At 70.8% G+C, this 18,740-nt stretch carries 18 protein-coding genes; 10 read left to right on the top strand and 8 right to left on the bottom strand.

Annotation, left to right across the window (positions count from 1 at the left end):
• Positions 1 to 33: 33 nt before the first annotated feature.
• Positions 34 to 342: a hemerythrin domain-containing protein gene (locus OG589_RS34680; RefSeq protein WP_405142435.1), complete on the bottom strand. Its 309-nt coding sequence runs from the start codon at positions 340 to 342 to the stop codon at positions 34 to 36.
• A 361-nt stretch (positions 343 to 703) separates the two neighbouring features.
• Here OG589_RS34680 and OG589_RS34675 point away from each other — a divergent pair, with 361 nt between their 5' ends.
• Both OG589_RS34675 and OG589_RS34670 read left to right on the top strand, forming a co-directional pair.
• Entirely contained in the window at positions 704 to 1,732 is a 1,029-nt protein-coding gene (locus tag OG589_RS34675) for a hypothetical protein (RefSeq protein ID WP_405142434.1), read from the top strand.
• A 12-nt stretch (positions 1,733 to 1,744) separates the two neighbouring features.
• The gene (locus OG589_RS34670) at positions 1,745 to 2,380 is read left to right on the top strand and encodes a DUF6879 family protein (protein WP_405142432.1); all 636 of its coding nucleotides are present in this window, start codon (positions 1,745 to 1,747) and stop codon (positions 2,378 to 2,380) included.
• Between the two features lie 69 nt (positions 2,381 to 2,449).
• Here the strand turns inward: OG589_RS34670 and OG589_RS34665 are convergent, their stop codons facing one another.
• The gene (locus tag OG589_RS34665; RefSeq protein WP_405142430.1) at positions 2,450 to 4,315 is read right to left on the bottom strand and encodes a sigma-70 family RNA polymerase sigma factor; all 1,866 of its coding nucleotides are present in this window, start codon (positions 4,313 to 4,315) and stop codon (positions 2,450 to 2,452) included.
• Positions 4,316 to 4,574: 259 nt separating this feature from the next.
• On the opposite strand from OG589_RS34665, the gene OG589_RS34660 reads away from it, so the two are divergent.
• The 3 genes from OG589_RS34660 (at position 4,575) to OG589_RS34650 (ending at position 8,244) form a co-directional block, all read left to right on the top strand.
• Positions 4,575 to 6,011, top strand: coding sequence for a DUF1996 domain-containing protein (locus tag OG589_RS34660; protein WP_405142429.1), 1,437 nt, complete (start codon positions 4,575 to 4,577; stop codon positions 6,009 to 6,011).
• A 71-nt stretch (positions 6,012 to 6,082) separates the two neighbouring features.
• Complete coding sequence (locus OG589_RS34655) at positions 6,083 to 6,691, top strand: DUF305 domain-containing protein (protein ID WP_405142428.1); 609 nt, start codon at positions 6,083 to 6,085, stop codon at positions 6,689 to 6,691.
• Positions 6,692 to 6,963: 272 nt separating this feature from the next.
• Positions 6,964 to 8,244 carry a ferric reductase-like transmembrane domain-containing protein gene (locus OG589_RS34650; protein WP_405142427.1) on the top strand — a complete coding sequence of 427 codons (1,281 nt, stop codon included), beginning with the start codon at positions 6,964 to 6,966 and terminating at the stop codon, positions 8,242 to 8,244.
• Between the two features lie 4 nt (positions 8,245 to 8,248).
• On the opposite strand, the gene OG589_RS34645 is transcribed toward OG589_RS34650, so the two are convergent.
• Both OG589_RS34645 and OG589_RS34640 read right to left on the bottom strand, forming a co-directional pair.
• Positions 8,249 to 8,743, bottom strand: coding sequence for a hypothetical protein (locus tag OG589_RS34645; RefSeq protein WP_405142425.1), 495 nt, complete (start codon positions 8,741 to 8,743; stop codon positions 8,249 to 8,251).
• 84 nt (positions 8,744 to 8,827) lie between these two features.
• Positions 8,828 to 9,346, bottom strand: coding sequence for a MarR family winged helix-turn-helix transcriptional regulator (locus tag OG589_RS34640; protein WP_405142423.1), 519 nt, complete (start codon positions 9,344 to 9,346; stop codon positions 8,828 to 8,830).
• Positions 9,347 to 9,430: 84 nt separating this feature from the next.
• Between OG589_RS34640 and OG589_RS34635 the strand changes: the two genes are divergently transcribed.
• Positions 9,431 to 11,563 (top strand): MMPL family transporter, encoded by a 2,133-nt coding sequence (locus OG589_RS34635; RefSeq protein WP_405142421.1) that lies wholly within the window; start codon positions 9,431 to 9,433, stop codon positions 11,561 to 11,563.
• Here the strand turns inward: OG589_RS34635 and OG589_RS34630 are convergent.
• The gene (locus OG589_RS34630) at positions 11,484 to 12,473 is read right to left on the bottom strand and encodes a glutathione S-transferase family protein (RefSeq protein WP_405142419.1); all 990 of its coding nucleotides are present in this window, start codon (positions 12,471 to 12,473) and stop codon (positions 11,484 to 11,486) included. The genes OG589_RS34635 and OG589_RS34630 overlap by 80 nt on opposite strands.
• 849 nt (positions 12,474 to 13,322) lie before the next feature.
• On the opposite strand from OG589_RS34630, the gene OG589_RS34625 reads away from it, so the two are divergent.
• The 4 genes from OG589_RS34625 (at position 13,323) to OG589_RS34610 (ending at position 15,795) form a co-directional block, all read left to right on the top strand.
• Entirely contained in the window at positions 13,323 to 14,027 is a 705-nt protein-coding gene (locus OG589_RS34625; RefSeq protein WP_405142417.1) for an ANTAR domain-containing protein, read from the top strand.
• A 62-nt stretch (positions 14,028 to 14,089) separates the two neighbouring features.
• Positions 14,090 to 14,446, top strand: a complete 357-nt coding sequence (locus OG589_RS34620; protein ID WP_405142415.1) for an STAS domain-containing protein — start codon at positions 14,090 to 14,092, stop codon at positions 14,444 to 14,446.
• Between the two features lie 21 nt (positions 14,447 to 14,467).
• Positions 14,468 to 15,541, top strand: coding sequence for a quinone-dependent dihydroorotate dehydrogenase (locus tag OG589_RS34615; protein ID WP_405142414.1), 1,074 nt, complete (start codon positions 14,468 to 14,470; stop codon positions 15,539 to 15,541).
• A 50-nt stretch (positions 15,542 to 15,591) separates the two neighbouring features.
• Positions 15,592 to 15,795, top strand: coding sequence for a heavy-metal-associated domain-containing protein (locus tag OG589_RS34610; RefSeq protein ID WP_363913691.1), 204 nt, complete (start codon positions 15,592 to 15,594; stop codon positions 15,793 to 15,795).
• On the opposite strand, the gene OG589_RS34605 is transcribed toward OG589_RS34610, so the two are convergent.
• The 3 genes from OG589_RS34605 to OG589_RS34595 all read right to left on the bottom strand — a co-directional run bounded on the left by OG589_RS34605 (position 15,792) and on the right by OG589_RS34595 (position 18,727).
• Entirely contained in the window at positions 15,792 to 17,483 is a 1,692-nt protein-coding gene (locus OG589_RS34605; protein ID WP_405142412.1) for a beta-N-acetylhexosaminidase, read from the bottom strand. The genes OG589_RS34610 and OG589_RS34605 overlap by 4 nt on opposite strands.
• 53 nt (positions 17,484 to 17,536) lie before the next feature.
• Positions 17,537 to 18,385 carry an N-acetylmuramoyl-L-alanine amidase gene (locus OG589_RS34600; RefSeq protein ID WP_405142410.1) on the bottom strand — a complete coding sequence of 283 codons (849 nt, stop codon included), beginning with the start codon at positions 18,383 to 18,385 and terminating at the stop codon, positions 17,537 to 17,539.
• A 93-nt stretch (positions 18,386 to 18,478) separates the two neighbouring features.
• On the bottom strand, positions 18,479 to 18,727 hold the full coding sequence (locus tag OG589_RS34595; RefSeq protein WP_358550474.1) for a hypothetical protein: 249 nt from the start codon (positions 18,725 to 18,727) through the stop codon (positions 18,479 to 18,481).
• Positions 18,728 to 18,740: the final 13 nt, after the last annotated feature.

The raw sequence follows: 18,740 nt of genomic DNA, 5'->3' as shown, positions 1-18,740 counted from the left end.
TGGCAGAGTCGACCCGGGCCGTACCGGCTGAACCTATGCCTCGGACGTGCCTGCCTGGTCTGGGGCGCCGAGCAGTTCCTCCAGCCTCAGCAGGGTGTCGGTCACCGTGCGGTGGTCCCGTTTGAGTTCTTCGAGAACAGGGCGCAGCGCCGGGAATCGCTCCGCCAGGACGGGGAACCCGCCGTCGTCCTCGCCGGTGTGGTGCCGGGTGAGCGCCGAGCAGAATGCCAGGCAGTGCGCCCGTAGCTCGCGTGGCCGCTCGCCGTGGCCGTCGAGGTAGGAGTCGACGTTCTCACGGAGCCGGGCCAGCTCTTCGCGGAGCCAGAGGTGGACTTCGATCAACTGATTACCGAATGCCGCGAGGCGGCCAGAGTGTTCCATGGTTGTCCCATGATTCGGCGCCTCCATGCCCTCGGCGGTCTGTATGCCGGGTACACCGCGACGCTGACGTGGGATTTCACCATCCTTTGGGCGGGCCGTCAAGCAGACCATGCCGTCCGGCGGAAACCGTGCCGTCAAACGGTGCCGTGCCGTCAAACGGTGCCGGGCCGGCGAGCGGTGTCGTACCGGAGATGACGCAACTGGCAAAGGTTCGGAGTTCTCGTGGTGGCGCCGGGTGGAGGCCGGGCCATGGAGCCGGATATTTTCTTGCTCAGCGGCGTGAATCCGATCGGCACGGGGTGATCCTTTCCAGTGCCTTTTCATGACGTCGGGTCGCCACCTGATTCGGCGGAACAGTAAGGCGTATGATCACGGCAGGCCGAGGAGGGGGACTCGCGTGGTCGTAACCCGTGGTGGCCCGCCCGGAGAACGACGGATCGGCACGATTGTGGATCCGGATGTGCCGTGGGATGTGGCCAACATGTTGCGCGGCAACGAGCGGCTTCTTTCCCGTATCCGCGCCGGATGGACCCCCGAGCACCAGGCGGACTTCGGCGGTCCGCGAATTCCGCGTCGCATTCGCGTCGTCAGCGCGGGCCTGGCCTCATTCGCCACCGTGCTCATGCTGTTCAGCCGCCTGATCGGCACGGCCGTGTTCGTGCTTCTCATGGGGGGCGTGCTGGTGGCCTATCTGCTCATGGGCGGCGGGTCGAACGCACAGGAGGAGGACGAAATACCGGAGCGGATCGTGTACGGGCACGCCCGCCGGTACCAGGGCCGTTTTCTCCTTCCCGAGGATTTCGACGCGGCGAGCAGGGAGCTTCTCGCCCGTTCCAGGACGGCGGTCGATTCGGTCCTGCGGTCGCGGGTGAATCAGGAGGGCCTGATGGACGACCTCGGCAACGCGGTGATCCTCCCCGCCCATGAGTGGGAGATAGCACGCCTGCTGGCCAAGCTTTCCGCTCTGCGTTCCGAACACGCCGAGATCGTCGGTACGGACGTCTCGCACGAGGTGTCGGCGGTGGTGAGCCCGCTGGAGCGGGTGCTCGCGGCGAGCGAGGCCGCGGTCACGGCCCGGGTCGAGGCGCTGGAGCGATACTCCCGTCATATCGCGCAGGCCGAGCGCGCGTATCACGCCCGCAACCAGATCGAGGCATTGCGCGAACGGCTGCCCCGTTACGAGGAACTGCTGGCGGAAGCCGGTTCAGACAGGCTGGCCGTGCCCGAGATCGCGATACTCGCCGAGGACGCCGACCGCTTGGAACAGGCGTTGAAGGACAGCGTGAAATCCGCCCACGAGGCGTTCCGCTACCTCGACGACCCTGGATATGAAGACAGCTCCGCGAGCTGAATTGGAGGACTCTTGGACCCGTTTCACCGCCTTCGGGCCGCCCAGGGCGAGGTTCTGCCCGTCGCCGAATACCAGGAGGAGTTCGACCGGGTCTACGAAGCCTCCCGCGACACCGTCTGGAAACTCGAACGAGCGCAGGAGTTCTACGAGCCCGACGTCGAGAGCTGGCGGGCCATGATGGACGGCGACTGGGATCGCTCGATGGCCCTGCTGGAGAAGTGGCGCCCGCCGCTGCAAGAGCTCTACGCCAATCGTTCCGAGTTCCGCAGGCTGCGCATCGTCGAGACCCCGATCACGCCCTATCTGCAATGGGAGATCAACGGCCTGGCCGGGCGCGTGGCGGCGGGTGAAGGGGTCAAAGTGCTTCCCGCGGACGCCGTACGCGTGCACGAGCAGGCCGCCCCGCTGCCGGAACTCGTGATCTTCTCGCGCTCGTTCTGCTACGAGGTGCTCTACGACGAGGTGGGCGGGCATACCGGGGCGCGCAGGGTGACCGATCCCGAGGTGGTCGGTCCGTGCCTGGACGCGCTCGTCGATCTCTACGACCAGGCTGAGGAGCTGACCGGCTACCACGAGCGGGAGGTCGTACCGCTGCCGCCGCCGGCGATCAGCGCGGAGATGCGGGCCGCCTATCCGGACTACTCCTGATCCCGCCGAGCCGCGTCCGGACGTAGCCGAAGTGGAAACGAGGCCGGACTGAAGCGAGGAGCAGAGAGGTCAGCGGGCCGACTGGAAGGCGCGGCCCGTCAGCGTCGCGGCCCCGTCGTGCCGGAAGAGCCCGCTGTTCGGTTCGGTGGGCGAGGACGGCAGGCCGAACCACCCCCAGCGTCGCACGTACGGCAGGGAGGACAGCATCTTGGTCGAGGCGGTGAGGAAGGCGGCCTGCCGCGCGTCGCCGGGGTAGCGGGTGCCGTTCGAGAAGTCGATCAGCGCGTACTCGGTGAGCCAGATCGGCTTGTGGTAGCGCTTGTAGATGGCCCGCAGGTAGGACTTGAGCTGGGCGACCGCGTTATCCGTACGGAAGTCGGAGCCGTACCAGTGCACCGCGACGAAGTCCACGCGGTACCCGCGGGCGGCCGCTCCCGACATGAAGCGGTCGAGCCACCCACCGGGTTTGTCCCCGCCGAACGCCACGGACGGACTGCCCAGCACGCGCCCGGTGGCCATGAGCTTGGGCCACAGGGACAGCGCCTTCTCCACGCTCATGTTGGCCTGGGCGGGCAGGTCGGGCTCGTTGAATCCGAGCAGGTACGGGCCGGCCCGCTTGGCCTCGGCGAGCTTCGCGGGCGTGACGCTGGCGGCTCCCCACACCATGGGGACGAACTCCACCGAACTGGACGTGCTGACGCCGTCGTGGTTCGTGTTCCAGGTGTAGTACCAGCTCGCGCCCGACTTGGCGAGCGCCGCGCTGACGCCGGGCATCTTCCACACGCCCACCCCCTTCTTGGCCGGCACCCCCACGGGAGCCGGCTCGCGGGGGGCCTCGCGCCGGCTCGGGGACGGGGAGGGGGAGGGGGTCGCGGACGGCGAGCGCGACGGCAGCACCTTCGAGGTCGTCCGAGGCTCCACGACGGGCTCGGCCACCGGGGCGGGCGTGGTGGCGAGATGCCCGGCCACCACGGCGGCGACGACGACCGCGGCCACGCCGGCCGCCGCGGCCGGACCGTGCGGTATGGCGGACAGCGGCCCCCGCGAGCCGGCGGCGTGGGATGCCCGGTGCGCGCCGCGCCCCGCGAAGAGCTGCGAGGCGACATGCCTGATCGCGTCGGTGGCGGGCGGTATGACCTGGATGCGTTCCAGCAGGAAGCCGGCTGGCACGGGCAGCAGCGGCAGCCCGCTGAGCAGCCGGTCGATGGGCAGCAGCCCGGCGGCGCGCCGCCCGCAGATCGGGCAGCCGCGCACGTGCCGGGCGAAGCGCTTGCGCCACAGCGGGCTCGGCGCACCGTCCCAGTTCGAGGTGAGGGTGCGCAGCTCGGGGCAGCCGGAGTCCGCACGTAGCGCTCGCACGACCGTACGAGCCGTCTGGACCTGTTCCTTCATGCGCTGCACGCGTACGGCGGCGTGGCGGCCGGACAGGCCGAGCGCGCCGGCGAGGTCCGCGCGGCCGAGCTCGCCGGTCTCCTCCAGCCACCACAGGGCAAGAAGCGACCGGTCGTCGTTGTCGAGCCACCGGGTGGCCTCGGCGACCTCGCGGCGCTGGTCGGTGAGCCCGAGCCGCAGGACGGTCACGGCGGCGAAGTCCGACTCCGGGTCGGGCACCTCGGTCGCGGTGTCCAGGTCGGCCCTGCGGTTCTGCGTGGTCCGCCGGTCCTGCTCGTGGTCGCGTACCTGGCGGACGGCGATCGCCACCAGCCAGGAGCGGTACGCCTTCGGGTCCCGCAGGTCGGGAAGGGCGCGGACCACCCGCAGCAGGGTCTCCTGGACCACGTCGTCGACGTCGTTGTGCCCGTTCAGGGCCCTGCCGACGATGTTGTAGACGAGCGGGAGCGAATCGGCCACCAGAGCGTCCAGTGCCTGCTGGTCTCCGTCGCGGGCGGCCGACACCATCGCCGTGTCAGGTCCGCCCCTACCGGTTCCGGGCATCGCGCTCCGCTCCCTGTCAGTCGTCCCTGCGTCGGGTCGGGCAATTCTCTCGACAAGGGACGATCCTCTCCACCTACGAGGAGTCCCTCCTGAGAGGAGACCCGGCGAGCCACCCTCGGACAACGAAAATTCGGGGTTCTTGTCAAGGTTTCTGTTGTCGCCTGGCCGCCCCCCGGTCTCCTGTGCAGGAGCGAACGCGTCCGGCCGCCGGACGTGACGGCTCCCCATTCCGACTCCCTGTACGAAGGACCTGATCAGCATGGGTAAGACCATTCCGCGCGGTACTTCGCCAGGTCGCCGAGCAGGCCGCCGGGCCACGCTCCTGAGCGCCCTGGCCGCCGTCCTGAGCGCCTGCCTGATGAACGTCACGGTCCCGGCCGGCGCGGCCGAGGCTCCGCTCTCGCAGGGGCGCACCGCCACCGCGTCTTCGAGCGAGAGGGGCGACCTGTCGCCGTCGGCCGCGGTCGACGGCAAGCCCGGCACCCGCTGGTCGAGCAAGTTCAGCGACCCCCAGTGGCTCCAGGTCGACCTGGGCGCGACCAGCACGATCAACAAGATCGTGCTGAACTGGGAGCACGCCTACGCCACCGCCTTCACCATTCAGGTCTCCGACGGGGGCGGGCAGTGGAAGACGATCCGGTCCACGACGGCCGGCGTCGACGGCGTGCAGACCCTGAACGTGTCGGGCAGCGGCCGGTACGTACGGCTCTACGCCACCAAGCGGTCCAGCCAGTACGGCGTCTCGCTGTGGGAGTTCCAGGTCTTCGGGACCGGCTCGACCAAGCCCGAGCCGAGCGCCTCGCCGACCAAGCCGGCCCCGAGCGGCAGCCCTACCAAGCCCGTCCCCAGCGCCACGCCCACCAAGCCCGCCCCGAGCGCCTCGCCGACCAAGCCGGTCCCGAGCGGCGACCCGAGCAGGGGCCCGGTGCCGCCCGGCGCCGTGCGGGTGGCCGAGTTCGTTGCCGAGTGCCCGTTCACCCATCGCCTTGCCGACGACCCGATCGTGCTTCCCGGCCTCGCGGGCGCTTCGCACATGCACAGTTTCTTCGGCAACACCTCCACTGACGCCGGCTCCACGCTGACGACCCTGCTGAAGGGCAACAGCACCTGCAGCCCGAAGGCCGACCTGTCGTCGTACTGGGTGCCCACCCTCTACAACGGGGACAAAGCGGTCGAGCCCACCGGCACCACGTTCTACTACCTGGGCGAGGGCGTCAGCGACAGCGCGATGGCGAAGACCCGCGCGCTCCCGCAGGGGCTGAGGATCGTGGCCGGCAACGCCAAGGCCACCGGCGCGGACGGCACCAGCAGTGCGCGCTGGTCGTGCCTGCACGCCGGGGAGGTCGGCTCGTCCAAGAACTTCGTCAACTGCCCGGCGGGCAAGATGCTGGAAAGCTACCTGGACTTCCCGCACTGCTGGGACGGCAAGAACCTGGACTCCGCCGACCACAAGAGCCACATGTCGTACCCGGTGGGGAACGCCTGCCCGGCGTCGCACCCGGTGATCGTGCCCAAGCTCCGCATGGTGCTGCGCTACCCCGTCAGCGGCAACCCGGCCGCGTTCCGGCTGGCGTCGGGACCGGGCTACACGATGCACGGCGACTTCTTCAACGCCTGGCCCGAGGCGGAGATGGAGCGGCGTGTGCGTGACTGCATCCGCCCGATCGTCAAGTGCGGCGCCGACGGCACCCCCTGACACAGGCGGCACTTCCTGAGAGCGCGGGAGTTCGCTCCCACCCGAGACCACCCGAGCAAGAGGGGGATGCGATGAAGACGGCCGCCATCGGCTTACCCGTGCTCGCGGTACTCACAGGGCTACTGGTGACGCGCTGTGTCGCCGCAGGCCCGACCGCCCATCCGGCCGCGGACCACCTGCCCGCGCAGGAGGTCCGCGCGACGGCGGACACGGCTTCGGGCGCGACGGCGGACACGGCGGGCTCGTTCAACGTCACCGACGTCGCGTGGTTGCAGCTGATGATCCCGATGACCGAGCAGGCGGTGCGCCTGCTCGAACTGGCCCCGGCGAGGTCCGCCGATCCGGACGTCAGGCGCTTCGCCGCGGAGGCCGGTGGCGACCGCCGTACGACGCTCCATCGGCTGCGCGAGCTGCTGCGGCGGGCGGGCGTGCCGGAGTCCAAAGAGCATGACGGGCACGACATGCCGGGCATGGTGACCGCCGCCGACTTCGCGGTCCTGAACAAGGCGAGCGGCGCCTCGTTCGACCGGCTCTTCAGGCAGGACGCGCGTGAGTACCTCAGCCAGTCCGTGGTGGTGGCCCGAGGAGAGCAGGGGTCGGGCGCCGACCGGGAGACCAAGGCCTTCGCCGCGTCGATGGAGAAGCTCCATGCGGCCCAGCTCACCCGGCTGAGGCCGTGAGAAGCGCGCGTGCGCAACCTCCAGAAACCGGGAGAAGCGCCCGTCCGACCGAGGCTACGAGAAGCGCCCGTCCGGCCGAGACCGCGAGAAGCGGCGGCTCGGACGGGACGGCGAGAAGTACCCGCCCGGCCGAGACCGCGAGAAGTGGCGGCTCGGACGGGACGGGGAGAAGACCCCGTCCGGCCGGGGCCGTGGGGGGCGCGCGGACCCGGCCGCGCGCCAGGCGCTCCCCGGCCGGACGGCCACCCGCCCGGGGAGCGCATCGGACCCTGGTGCTCGTCCTGATCTACGGGGGAGCGGCCCTGGCGACGGCGGGATGCTGGTCCGGCCTGGCCTCGGTCGCCGGGCTCGCCGGCTGGCTCGGCTGGGCAGGACGGCTCACCGGCCTGCTCGCGGGCTACGCCTGCGCCGTCCTGCTCGGGCTGGTGTCGCGTGTGCCCGTGCTGGACCGCGGGGTCGGCACCGACCGCCTGGCCCGCTGGCACGGGATGGGCGGCCGCTGCACCATCGTCCTGTCAGCGGCGCACATGGTGTTCGCGATCGCGGCCCACGTCGCCCGCTCGGGCACCGGCGTGCCGCGAGGGACGGTCACGCTGATCCTGGACGGCCCCGCCGTGCTGGAAGCGACCGCCGGCCTCCTGCTGCTGGCCGGTGTCGCGATCATCTCGGTACGGGGCGTCCGGCGCCGGATGAGGTATGAGATCTGGCACTACCTGCACTTCGTCACCTACGGCGCCGTCTTCCTGGCGTTCGCCCACCAGCTCACGGGTCCGGACTTCGCCGGGAGCGTCGTCGCTAGCGTGCTCTGGCGAGCCCTGTACGTCTCGGTATCGCTGGCCCTGGTCTGGTACCGCTTCCTCACCCCCGTGCGGCGCGCCCTGCGCCACCGGCTGCGGGTGGCCGGGGTCCGCCTGGAGTCGCCCACCGTGGTGTCGGTCTACCTGACCGGCGAGCGCCTGGACGAGCTCGGCGCGGAGCCCGGCCAGTTCTTCCGCTGGCGCTTCCTGGCCTCCGGCCTGTGGTGGACGGCCAATCCGTACTCGCTGTCGGCCCCCGCGAACGCGAGGTTCCTGCGCATCACCGTCAAGGCGGTCGGAGGCCACAGCCGCGCGCTGGCCGCCCTGCGCCCCGGCACCCGCGTGTGGGCCGAGGGGCCGTACGGGGCGCTCACCGCCGCGCGCCGCCGCAGGCCCCAGGTGCTGCTCATAGGCGGTGGAGTGGGCATCAGCCCGCTGCGCACGCTCTTCGAGACGCTGCCCGGCCAGGTGACCCTGGTCTACATGGCACGCCGCGACGAGGATCTGGTGCTGCGCCACGAGCTGGACGCCATCGCCGCCGCGCGCGGGGCCACGGTCCACTACACCGTCGACGAGATGTCGGGCGGACGTACGGTGCCGCTGACCGGGCGTGCCCTGCGGACCCTGATCCCCGGGCTGGCCGTCCACGACGTGTACCTCTGCGGTCCCACCGGGATGACGATGGCGGCGCGTCACGCCCTCCGCCGCGCTGGTGTCCCGAACCGCCGCATCCATCTGGAGTGCTTCGACTTCTGAGCGGTTACTTGGACAGGTAGAGGACCTTCCAGGTGCCCGCGTAGAGGCAGTTCAGCGAGGGCTGGGCGGACTTGGCCTCGGAGCAGACCTTCAGCTCGACCTCGTACACGTCCGGGTAGCTGAAGGTGAAGGCCTTCGGCGAGCCGTACGTGCAGTCGCGGACGGTGTGGTGCTTGAAGGGCAGGTTGCCGGAGTTGTCGCGGTAGGTGATGCGGAAGACCGCGAGGCCGCACGAGGAGCCGCGCGTGAGGTCAGTGACCTTGCCGGAGATCTTCACGGTGTCGGCGGTCGGGATGACCTCGTGGTCCTCGCCCGTGGCGGACAGGGAGCCGGAGGTCTTGGCCCGGTGACCGGGGGCGTAGTACGTGCCCCAGCGGGAGGAGGAGGCCGAGGCGGCGGCCGCGTCCGATGTGCCGGTGCCGGCCTGGGCGGCGGCGGGGGCGATCGCGACGAAGGCGGCGGCCACGGCGAGGCCGGTGAGGGTGCGGGTGATCGTCATCGGAGCGGTCCTCTCTGTTTCGTGATGACCGCAGTATGTGATCGGCCGCTTGCAATCGCCTTGACCGCTCGCTGCAAACGGGTATCAACCACCGTCCATCGGACGGCTATCGCCGTCGCGACCGGCCGTCGACTCGTGGCGCGCGTTGATCGTCGCGTCGATGCTGTCGGTGAGGAAGCGCTCGATGACCTGCCGTTCCTCGTCGGTGAACTGACCGAAGGCCGCCGACAGGTGGCGGGCGAGCGGGGAGAAGAACTGGCCGCCCAGGGTGACGGCCTGCTCGTGCAGGGTCAGCTCGACCTTGCGGCGGTCGGTCGCGCTCCTGCGCCGCTCGACGTGGCCCGCCTGCTCCAGCCTGTTGAGGAGGGCCGTGGTGGCCGGGGGGCTGAGGTTCAGCGCGGCGCCGAGGGCGCCGGGGCTGAGCGGCCGGCCCTCGTCGGCCGCGTCCATGATGACGACGACGGCGTTGACGTCGGTGCGGTGCAGGCGGTGGTCCGCGGCGAACTGCTCGGCGAACCGGTCGAGCTCGACGTTGAGGCGCCGCATCAGCGTCATCAGCTCAAACGGGCTGCCGGCATCCCTGCCTGACGTGTCTGCCGACACGGCTGTCCTCCTTCGTGTTGCCGACAGCGCCCGGGTGTGCCTAACCTTCCGCCATAGAAATATTCCATGGCGGAAAGAGTTGCTGTGACGCGAGCAGAGCATATTAGGTGGGCGGCGCTGTGGGGGGCACGCGGCAAGTGGGTCACGGTCGCCGTGGCGCTGGTCCTCTCCGGTCTCGCGCTCGCGTTCGGCGGGGCGGCGAAGGTCGACAGCGATCCGGCGGCGTCCCTCCCGAAGGGCGCGGAGTCGGCGGCGGTCGCGCGGCTGCAGCAGCGGCTGCCGAGCGGCCGGCTCCTGCCCGCCCTGGTCGTCTACAGCCGTGCCGGGGCGCTGACCGGACAGGACAGGTCCGCCATAGAGTCCGGCGCCGGGCGGATGGCCGCCCTCGCCGTGGGGGGCCGGGTCCCGCCTCCGGTCTTCTCGCCCGGTGGCGACGTGGCGCTGGTCTCCGTACCGCTCGCCGGGTCGCTCACCAACGCCGAGCTGGCCAAGGTGGTCGGCGAGATCAGAGCCGAGGCCCGGCGGGGACTGCCCGCGGGGGCGCGCGCCGATGTGACCGGCGGCGCCGGCTTCAAGGTCGACCTCGCCTCGGTCTTCGAGGGCGCCGACATCACGCTGCTCGCCGTCACCGCGGGCGTGGTCGCGCTGCTCCTGCTGCTGACGTACCGCAGCCCCTGGCTGTGGCTGGTGCCCCTGAGCGTCATCGGGGTCGCCGACCAGGTCGCCTCCAAGGTGGTCGCCCTCCTGACCCGCACGACCGGCCTGACCGTGGACGACTCCACCCTCGGGATCACCTCCGTGCTGGTCTTCGGGGCGGGTACGAACTACGCCCTGCTGCTCATCGCGCGCTACCGCGAGCAGCTGCGCCTCCACGGGGACCGCCACGTGGCGATGACCGGGGCCGTCCGCTCGGCGGCGCCCGCCATCCTCGCGAGCTCCGCGACCGTGACCCTCGCCCTCGGGACGCTGGCCTTCGCCCTCTCGCCGTTCAACCGGAGCATCGGCATGGCCGGCGCCGTCGGGATCGTCACCGCCGTGGCGTACGCGCTGCTCGTCCTCCCCGCCGCGATGGTGCTCTTCGGCAGGGGCCTGTTCTGGCCCTTCGCCCCCAAGGTGGGCCAGGCCGACCCGACGCGCACCGGGCCGTGGTCCCGCGTGGGCCGCGCGGTGTCGGACCGGCCGGTCGTCATGACCGCGGTGAGTCTCGGGGTGCTGGCCGTGCTGGCGTCCGGGATCGCGGGCGTGCGGAGCGGCCTGTCGCAGACCGAGCGGTTTCGCGACCCCGTGGAGGCCATCGCCGGTCAGGAGACGCTGAGCCGGGCCTTCCCGGCCGGAAGCGCCCAGCCCGTGGTGATCATCGCCCGCACGCCGGCCGCCGAGGCTGTGCGCGCCGCGGCCTCGGGCATCTCGGGGAACCCGCGCGTCACCATCGCGGAGGGGACGCCCGAGTACACCCGGGCCGACGTGGTGCTGGGCGCCGAGCCGGGCAGCGAGGCGAGCTTCGCCGCGATCAGGGAGCTTCGTGCGGCCGTACACGCCGTGCCCGGCGCCTCCGCAGTCGTCGGCGGACCCGAGGCGGGCGACCTCGACGAGCGGGACGCGGCCGTGCGGGACCAGAAGCTGATCATCCCGATGGTGCTGGCCGTGGTGCTGCTCGTGCTGCTGCTCCTGCTGCGGTCGGTCGTGGCGGCCGTCACGCTGGTGCTCACGGTGGTCGCCAGCTTCGCCGCGAGCTTCGGCGCGGGGTGGTTCGCCTTCACCCACCTGTTCGGCTTCCCCGCCCTCGACCTCAGCGTGCCCCTGCTGAGCTTCCTGTTCCTGGTCGCTCTGGGGGTCGACTACAACATCTTCCTGACGACGCGTGCCAGGGAGGAGACGCCCGGCGCCGGCACCCGCGAGGGGATCGTCGTGGCCCTGGCGGTCACCGGCGGCGTCATCACCAGCGCGGGCGTCCTGCTCGCGGCGGTGTTCGCCGTGCTCGGCGTGCTCCCGCTCATCACGCTCACCCAGATCGGGGTCATCGTGGGCTTCGGTGTGCTGCTCGACACCCTCCTCGTACGCAGCGTGCTCGTCCCCGCCCTGGTCACGCTCCTCGGCGACCACTTCTGGTGGCCGGGCTCTCCCCGGGACCCGGCCGTCAGGACGAGAGGCCCTCGCGGCCGTGCGGGGCGTTCCAGTCGAGCAGAGGACCGGCCGGCACGATCCGGGTCGGGTTGATCTGCGGGTGGGTGCCGTAGTAGTGCCGCTTGATGTGGTCGAAGTCCGTGGTCCCCCCGAAGGCGGGGCGCTGGTAGAGATCCCTGGCGTACGCCCAGAGGTTCGGGTAGTCCACCAGGCGGCGCAGGTTGGCCTTGAAGTGGGTGACGTAGACCGCGTCGAAACGGGCGAGCGTGACCCACAGCCGTACGTCGGCCTCGGTGAGCCGGTCGCCGAGCAGGTAGCGGCCGGTGCCGAGGCGCTTCTCGAGGTCGTCGAGGGTGGCGAAGAGCTCGGCGACGGCCTCCTCGTAGGCCTCCTGGCTCACGGCGAAGCCGCAGCGGTAGACGCCGTTGTTGACCGTGGCGTAGATCCGGTCGTTCAGCGCGTCGATCTCCGGCCTGAGAGCGGCGGGGTAGAGGTCGACACCGGTGTCGGCCCACCGCTCGAACTGGGTGCCGAGGTCGATCGTGATGTCGGGGAAGTTGTTGCTGACGATGCGCCCGGTCTGACGGTCCCAGAGCACCGGCACGGACACGTGGCCGTCGTAGCCGGGGTCACTGGCCTCGTAGGCCTCGCGCAGCAGCGTGAAGCCGTTGACCGGATCGGCGGTGTACCCAGGGCCCTCGCGGAACGCCCATCCCCGGCCGTCGCGGACCGGGTCCACGACCGACAGCGAGACGACGTTCTCCAGCTTCTTCAGCGCCCTGACGATGATCGACCGGTGAGCCCAGGGGCAGGCTGACGAGACGTACAGGTGGTAGCGGCCCGGCTCGGCGGGGTAGCCGCTGCTCCCGTCCGCGGTCACCCGATCCCTGAAGCTGTACGGCGGCCGGGTGAAGTCGCCCTTGGCCCCGGCGGAGGACTTCAGCCCGTAGTCACCGTGAACGGAGAAGTCCACCGGGCTCGCGACAGCGGATGTGTTGGTCACCGATGTGGTCCTTCCTGTGAAGCGATCAGGCCGGGCGTCGTCCGCCGGAACCTGCCCGGTCTTCACGACTACACCATCGCCGTGAAGCGTGCCGTGGTGGGTCTCCTGCCCGGGCCTGCCGCCGAAGGCGCCTAAAACGGAAATATTCCTAATTAAAGCTCTGACCTGCGACTTTCCGCCCACGGATGCGCCCGCGAGGGCCCTGCGTCGTGCCCGTGCCGCACGACGACCGGCCAGCGCGTAGGCTGACAGGGCGTCGTAGTAGAAATGTCACAGAAGCCTCGAACATGTGATCTAATCCTGCTTGCGGCATCGCACACCCGTGCGGGGTCGCATGCATCTAATTGCATCCAGTAGTCGCGGAGCGAACCTGATCGCTCACCTGCGGCCACGCGCCCGTCCGGGCCACACTGCGCGGACGAGGTCGCGGAAGCCGTACGAGCGAGGCCAACGCCGTTCGACACCTCGATTTTCGACCAGGTGGGTGAACCACTTGGCCAGAGTCATCGTGCCGCACTACGCTTTGTCGCAGATCATTCCGCCCTGTGTCCGCGGAGCTTCCTCAAATGGAGGTGGCACCGCCATTGGCACGGGCGTTGACCATGTCAAGCGCGCTGTGGCTCCGCACATCGCCGGCCGCGCTCGTCGATTTCCTCCGTCCGACGGACGGTGTGATCGGCGTTCCTGATTTCGCCCCCCGGATCCTCAGGCGATCCGGGTTGTTCGGGTTGTCACTCCCCGGCGCTCGCGAAAGCGGGACTGTTGTGCCCGATTTCGGGCAGATGCCATGCGATCACGCATGCCTCTCCATGAGCCGGCGCAGGGGTGAGGTTCTCAAGAGGATGGGAAATGACACGTATTGATCCGGAGTCCTTGGTCGCGAGCCTCAGAGGCGTGCAGAAGGCCTCGGAGGCCACCGGGGTCGTACACCACTTGGAACGCATCGTGCGCGTGGTGGACCGGTTGTTCGGCTATGCCGGGGCGGGTCTGATGTTCGCCGATGAGGGCAAGGCGCTGCGTTATCTGGTGACGACCGACGAGGCCGGGCGCAGCCTGGAGCACGCGCAGGCGGCGATCGGACGGGGACCATGCGTGTCGGCGTTCTTCAACAACGCCGCGGTGACCACGCGTGACGTCCAGACCGACGAGCGATGGCCCGACCTGGCCGAGTTGCTGCACCCGAGCGTGCGGGCGGTGGCGGGGGTTCCCGTACGCCTGGGGGACGGGCCGGTCGGCACCCTCAACGTCTACCAGGCAGAGCCCCACGACTGGGAGGAGTCCGACACCCAGGCCCTCCTCGCGTATGCGCACGTCATCGAGGAGGTGCTCGCGGCGGCGGTGAAGGCCGAGGAGAAGAGCGCGCTGGCCGACCAGCTCCAGTACGCCCTCGACTACCGCATCGTGATCGAGCGGGCGATCGGGTATCTGATGGGCAAGCATGATCTGACCGCCGCCCAAGCCTTCACCGGCCTGCGCAAGCGGGCACGCGACAGCCGGCGCCGCGTCGCCGACCTGGCCGCGGAGATCCTCGGCGAACAGGCACCCCCGGCCTGAGGGCCAGGCCGATCGTGATAGTGATCACTTCGTACGATCCTCCGCCGCGGACGGCGATCGGGATGACTCTGCACGGCGACCTCGACTTCGAGGGCGCCGCGGAGTTGCGCCGGCGCCTTCCCGTACTGCTCGCCCGCCACCAGCCGCTTCACGTGAACCTCGACCTGGCCCACGTGACCTTCCTCGACTGTTCGGGGGTCCGCGCGCTGAAGTGGCTGGACCGGTGCATGCGCGGTCACGGTGGCACGCTCACGATCGTCCGGCCCTCGCGGCGGGTACTTCGCCTGCTCCGGCTGCTGGAGTTCGACCATCGGCTGAGTATCAGCCAGGAGGACTGGCATGACATCGTTCCACCGGAGAACTGGAAGACCATCCGGCTGGCCTCGCCCCGGACGGACCGCGATCCGAGCCTCAACTGATCCCGGCTACCCTGATCGGTGATGTATCGACTGCTCTTCGCGCAGGTGCTCCGGCGGTTCGACGCCGAGACGGTGCACCACCTGACCATTCGCGCGCTCCGGGTCCTCTCGCTCGCCCCCGTCGTGAAGCGCCTGCTCTACGAGAGGCTGGCGCCACACGACGAGGCGCTCCGCATCCAGGCCTTCGGGGTCCACTTCCCGAGCCCCTTCGGGCTCGCGGCGGGCTTCGACAAGGACGCCGGCTGCGTGGAAGCCCTGGCGGCCTTCGGCTTCGGCCATGTCGAGGTGGGGACGATCACCGCCCACGCCCAGCCGGGCAACCCTCGTCCGAGGCTGTTCCGGCTGGTGTCCGACCGGGCGATCGTCAACCGCATGGGCTTCAACAACCGCGGCGCCCAGCAGGCCGCGCGGCGCCTGCGCAGGCCCCGCGGCCTGCCCGTGGTGGTCGGCGTGAACATCGGCAAGACCAAGGTCATCCCCGAGGAGCTGGCCGTGCGCGACTACGTCGCCAGTGCCAGGAAGCTCGCGCCGCTCGCCGACTACCTCGTCGTGAACGTCAGCTCCCCGAACACCCCCGGCCTGCGCAACCTGCAGGCGGTCGAGCTCCTGCGGCCGTTGCTGAAGGAAGTGCGGCAGGTCGCGGGGCGCACGCCGCTGCTCGTCAAGATCGCCCCTGATCTCGCTGACGAGGACGTCGACGCCGTCGCCGACCTCGCGGTCGAGCTGGGCCTCGCGGGCGTCATCGCCACCAACACCACCGTCGGCAGGGAAGGCGTGTCCAAGGCCGAGGCGGCAGTGGCGGCCGAGACCGGCGGGCTGTCGGGGCGGCCGCTCAAGGCGCGCTCGCTGGAGGTGCTGAGAAGGCTTCGCGCGCGGGTGGGCGACCGCGTCACCCTGGTCTCGGTCGGAGGCGTCGAGGACGTCGACGACGTCTGGGAGCGCCTGCTGGCCGGGGCCACGCTGGTCCAGGGCTACACCGGCATGATCTACGAGGGCCCGCTCTGGGCGTGGCGGATCAACCGTGACCTGTCCCGCAGGCTGCGCCGCCACGGTTACTCGTCGGTCCGCGAGGTGATGGGCCGGGTCGGCGGCTAGCGCCGCCATGCCATACCCTGGCTGGGTACGCCTGTGAGGAGGATGGACCCATGACCACCAGCACATATACCGTCACCGGAATGACCTGCGGCCACTGCGTCAGCTCCGTCAAGGAGGAGGTCGGCGAGGTGCCGGGTGTCACCGGCGTCGAGGTCGACCTCGGGAGCGGGCGGGTCGAGGTGTCGGGAGGCGGCCCCCTCGACGACGCGGCCATCCGCGCGGCGATCGAGGAAGCCGGCTACCAGGTCTCCTAGCCCAGGCTCGGGCGGGTGGAGTCCGCCGCGTGGGTGAGCTCCTCCAGGTGGCGCATCACCTCGGCCACCGCCACCGCGCCCGGCCGGTGCCGCCTGACGCCCGTGCCCCCGCGCTGCCACGGACGCGGCCCCGCCGGCGGCCGGTACTCCACGCCGTAGGCGTCCAGCCGGCCGAGATGCGCGGGCAGCGCCGCGGCGAAGCCCTCGGCGTCGCCCGACCAGGTCACCTGGGCCATGGCGCAGCCGCGCGGCCAGGCTCGGTAGTCCAGGGTGCGCCCGTCGGGGATGCGCTCGGTCCATAGCTGGAACTGCGCCCCCAACACCCGGCCCGCCTCCGCTGGCGTCCAGGACGCGGGCACGGGCTCGAAGGCCGCCACGTCCGCGACGGTGATCGTGTCGCCGATGGCCACCGGCTCCTCGGGCGACGCGGCCTCGGCGTAGTCGAAGTACAGGGGGAACACCGAGGTCGCCACGATGTCGTGCCCGGCGGCGGCCGCCCGCCGCCCGACCTCCACGCCCCGCCACGGCATGACGACCGTGTCCTCGCGGAGCATCCCGCTCACGAACGCCTCGTCCCAGACCACGGCGCGCGAGCCGAGGCCGGCCAGCACGTCGGCGAGCCCGCGCAGGAACCACGCGTGCAGGTCGCCGGGGGTGGCGAGCCCGAGCGACTCCCGATGGGCCTCGATCTCGGCCGAGGCCGCCCAGTCGTCGAGCACGCACTCGTCGCCGCCGATGTGGAAGTACGGCACGGGGCCGAGGGCCTCGACGATCTCCGCGAACACCGTCGCCAGGAAGTCGATCGTGCCGGGCAGCGGGGACAGGATCGCGGGGGAGATCCCCCAGCGGTCCAGCACGTCGTGCCGACTCGCCGGGTCGGCGCCGAGGTGCGGGTACGCGGCGAGGATCGCGGACGCGTGACCGGGGACGTCGATCTCCGGCACGACGGTCACGGCCCGCGCGCGGGCGTAGGCGGCGATCTCCGACAGGTCGGCCAGGGTGTAGAACCCGCCGTGCGGGGTGTCGTCGTACTCGGTCTCGCCGCGGAAGTGCCTGGTGGTGGTGCGTGCCCGGTGCGATCCGATCTCGTGCAGCAGCGGATGGGCCCGGCTCTCCACCCGCCAGCCCTGGTCGTCCGCCAGGTGCAGGTGGAGGCGGTTGAGCTTGTGGACCGCCAGCAGGTCGATCAGGCGCAGCACTTCACGCTTCGGCATGAAATGTCGGGAAACGTCGAGGTGGGCGCCCCGCCACGAGAAGCGCGGCGCGTCCTCGATCCGCCCGCACGGGACCGGCCACCGCGCGCCGGGCAGCGGCACGGACCGGAATGCGTCGGCGGGCAACAGTTGCCGGAGCGTCTGGCCCGCGTACAGCGCGCCCGCCGCGCCCCCGGCGGCGATCCGTACGGCCTCAGGATCCACTGTCACGGCGTAGGACTCGGGACCGAGACTCAGATCAGGCTCGACGCTGATCGTGGCCTGGTGCGCCGTCTGAGCCCCGCCCGGAGCCGCACCGGCCCGCGCGATGTCCGTGTGGTCGCCGTGGTCCCCGGGACCGAGGTCGAGCACGGCGAGCGCCAGCCGTACGGCGTCGGCCAGATCGGCGGGACCGGACACCGCGGCGCGAGGGGTGAACTCGAACGAGCCTGGCGCGGGGTCGAGCACCTTCGGACGCGGGATCAGGTCAGTCATGCCCTAGATCATGCCAAAACGGCCGCCGTCGTCCAGCGGTGCCACCCACGGGGTCAGCCGAGGTACTTCTGCAGGCCTTCGGCGAGGGACGCGGCGATGCGCTGCCGGAAGGCGGGGTCCTTGAGCTTGGCGGCGTCGGTGGGGTTGCGCATGTTGCCGGTCTCGATGAAGACCTTCGGCACCGTGGAGAGGTTGAGCCCGCCGAGGTCGCTGCGGAAGTCGAGCGCGTCCTTGCCGAGATACGTGGAGTAGGGCATGCCCGTGCCGGACTTGTACGCCTCGCGCAGCGCGAGGCCGAGCTTCTTGGAACGCCCCACCACGGGGTCGACCGGCCCGTTGATCTTCTTCGGCATGATGATGTGGAAGCCGCGGCCCGAGGCGGGGGCGCCGTCGGCGTGGATCGAGACGGCGGCGTTCGCGTGGGCCTTGTTGCCGATGGCCGCGCGCTGGGTGATGCACGGGCCGACGCCCGTGTTGCTGTCGCGGGTGAGCTCGACGGTGGCGCCCTTGGCCTTCAGCAGCTTGACCATGCGGTTGGCGACGTCCCAGGTGAAGGCGGCCTCGGAGTAGCCGTCGTTGGTGGCGGTGCCCGTGGTGTCGCAGGGCTTCCACTCGGTGAGGACGTTGACCTTCTTGTTGACGACCTCGGGGTGCCGGTAGTTCCCGCCGTTGTGGCCCGGGTCGATCACGATGACCTTGCCGGCCAGCGGCTTGGCGGGGGACGGCGTGCCCGCCGTCGCCGCCCGTGCCGAGCTGGACGCGGGTTGCGCCGCCACGCTTCTCATGTCGGCGGTCCGGGGCCCGGCGGCCTCGGCGGCGCTGGTGCTCGCCGCTCCGCCACAGGCTGAAGCGCCCAGCCCGCACAGGGCCAGGAACGTTACGGCCAGTGCTCGACTGGTCACGATGATCCCCTTCGAAGACGACCTGTCCGCAGTCCAACCTACGCGTATCCGCGTGGTGGACCGGCCGCTATGCGAAACGGGGACGAGCGGGGGCTACCAGGCGGGCTCGCCGAGATTCTGCTTCTGGAGCAGCGCGGCGAGTTCCCTGGCGTCCTCGGCGTCCAGGCCGAGGACGACGCGCGGGCGGCCCCACGGATGGTCGATGGAGTGGGCGACGTAGCTGGCGACCGACTCGGTCGAGCCCTCGTCGTCCTTCCCCCGGGTGGCCCGCCAGTGCGCCCACGCACGCTCTAGCTCGGCCGCCGCGCGCTGGGCGCAGGAGACCAGTTCCGGATCACGCATGTCTACCCCCCGG

The sequence above is a fragment of the Sphaerisporangium sp. NBC_01403 genome, assembly GCF_045040145.1.
Classification (GTDB): Bacteria; Actinomycetota; Actinomycetes; order Streptosporangiales; family Streptosporangiaceae; genus Sphaerisporangium; species Sphaerisporangium viridialbum.
This window is presented reverse-complemented; position numbering and strand designations above follow the sequence as displayed.

What these genes read in the sequence shown, in the direction of transcription:
- OG589_RS34595 (WP_358550474.1), bottom strand. Translation starts at nt 18,727, where the DNA reads ATGCGTGATCCGGAACTGGTCTCCTGCGCCCAGCGCGCGGCGGCCGAG.
- OG589_RS34665 (WP_405142430.1), bottom strand. Translation starts at nt 4,315, where the DNA reads ATGCCCGGAACCGGTAGGGGCGGACCTGACACGGCGATGGTGTCGGCC.
- OG589_RS34605 (WP_405142412.1), bottom strand. Translation starts at nt 17,483, where the DNA reads ATGACTGACCTGATCCCGCGTCCGAAGGTGCTCGACCCCGCGCCAGGC.
- OG589_RS34645 (WP_405142425.1), bottom strand. Translation starts at nt 8,743, where the DNA reads ATGACGATCACCCGCACCCTCACCGGCCTCGCCGTGGCCGCCGCCTTC.
- OG589_RS34655 (WP_405142428.1), top strand. Translation starts at nt 6,083, where the DNA reads ATGAAGACGGCCGCCATCGGCTTACCCGTGCTCGCGGTACTCACAGGG.
- OG589_RS34625 (WP_405142417.1), top strand. Translation starts at nt 13,323, where the DNA reads ATGACACGTATTGATCCGGAGTCCTTGGTCGCGAGCCTCAGAGGCGTG.
- OG589_RS34610 (WP_363913691.1), top strand. Translation starts at nt 15,592, where the DNA reads ATGACCACCAGCACATATACCGTCACCGGAATGACCTGCGGCCACTGC.
- OG589_RS34620 (WP_405142415.1), top strand. Translation starts at nt 14,090, where the DNA reads ATGACTCTGCACGGCGACCTCGACTTCGAGGGCGCCGCGGAGTTGCGC.
- OG589_RS34615 (WP_405142414.1), top strand. Translation starts at nt 14,468, where the DNA reads ATGTATCGACTGCTCTTCGCGCAGGTGCTCCGGCGGTTCGACGCCGAG.
- OG589_RS34675 (WP_405142434.1), top strand. Translation starts at nt 704, where the DNA reads ATGACGTCGGGTCGCCACCTGATTCGGCGGAACAGTAAGGCGTATGAT.
- OG589_RS34660 (WP_405142429.1), top strand. Translation starts at nt 4,575, where the DNA reads ATGGGTAAGACCATTCCGCGCGGTACTTCGCCAGGTCGCCGAGCAGGC.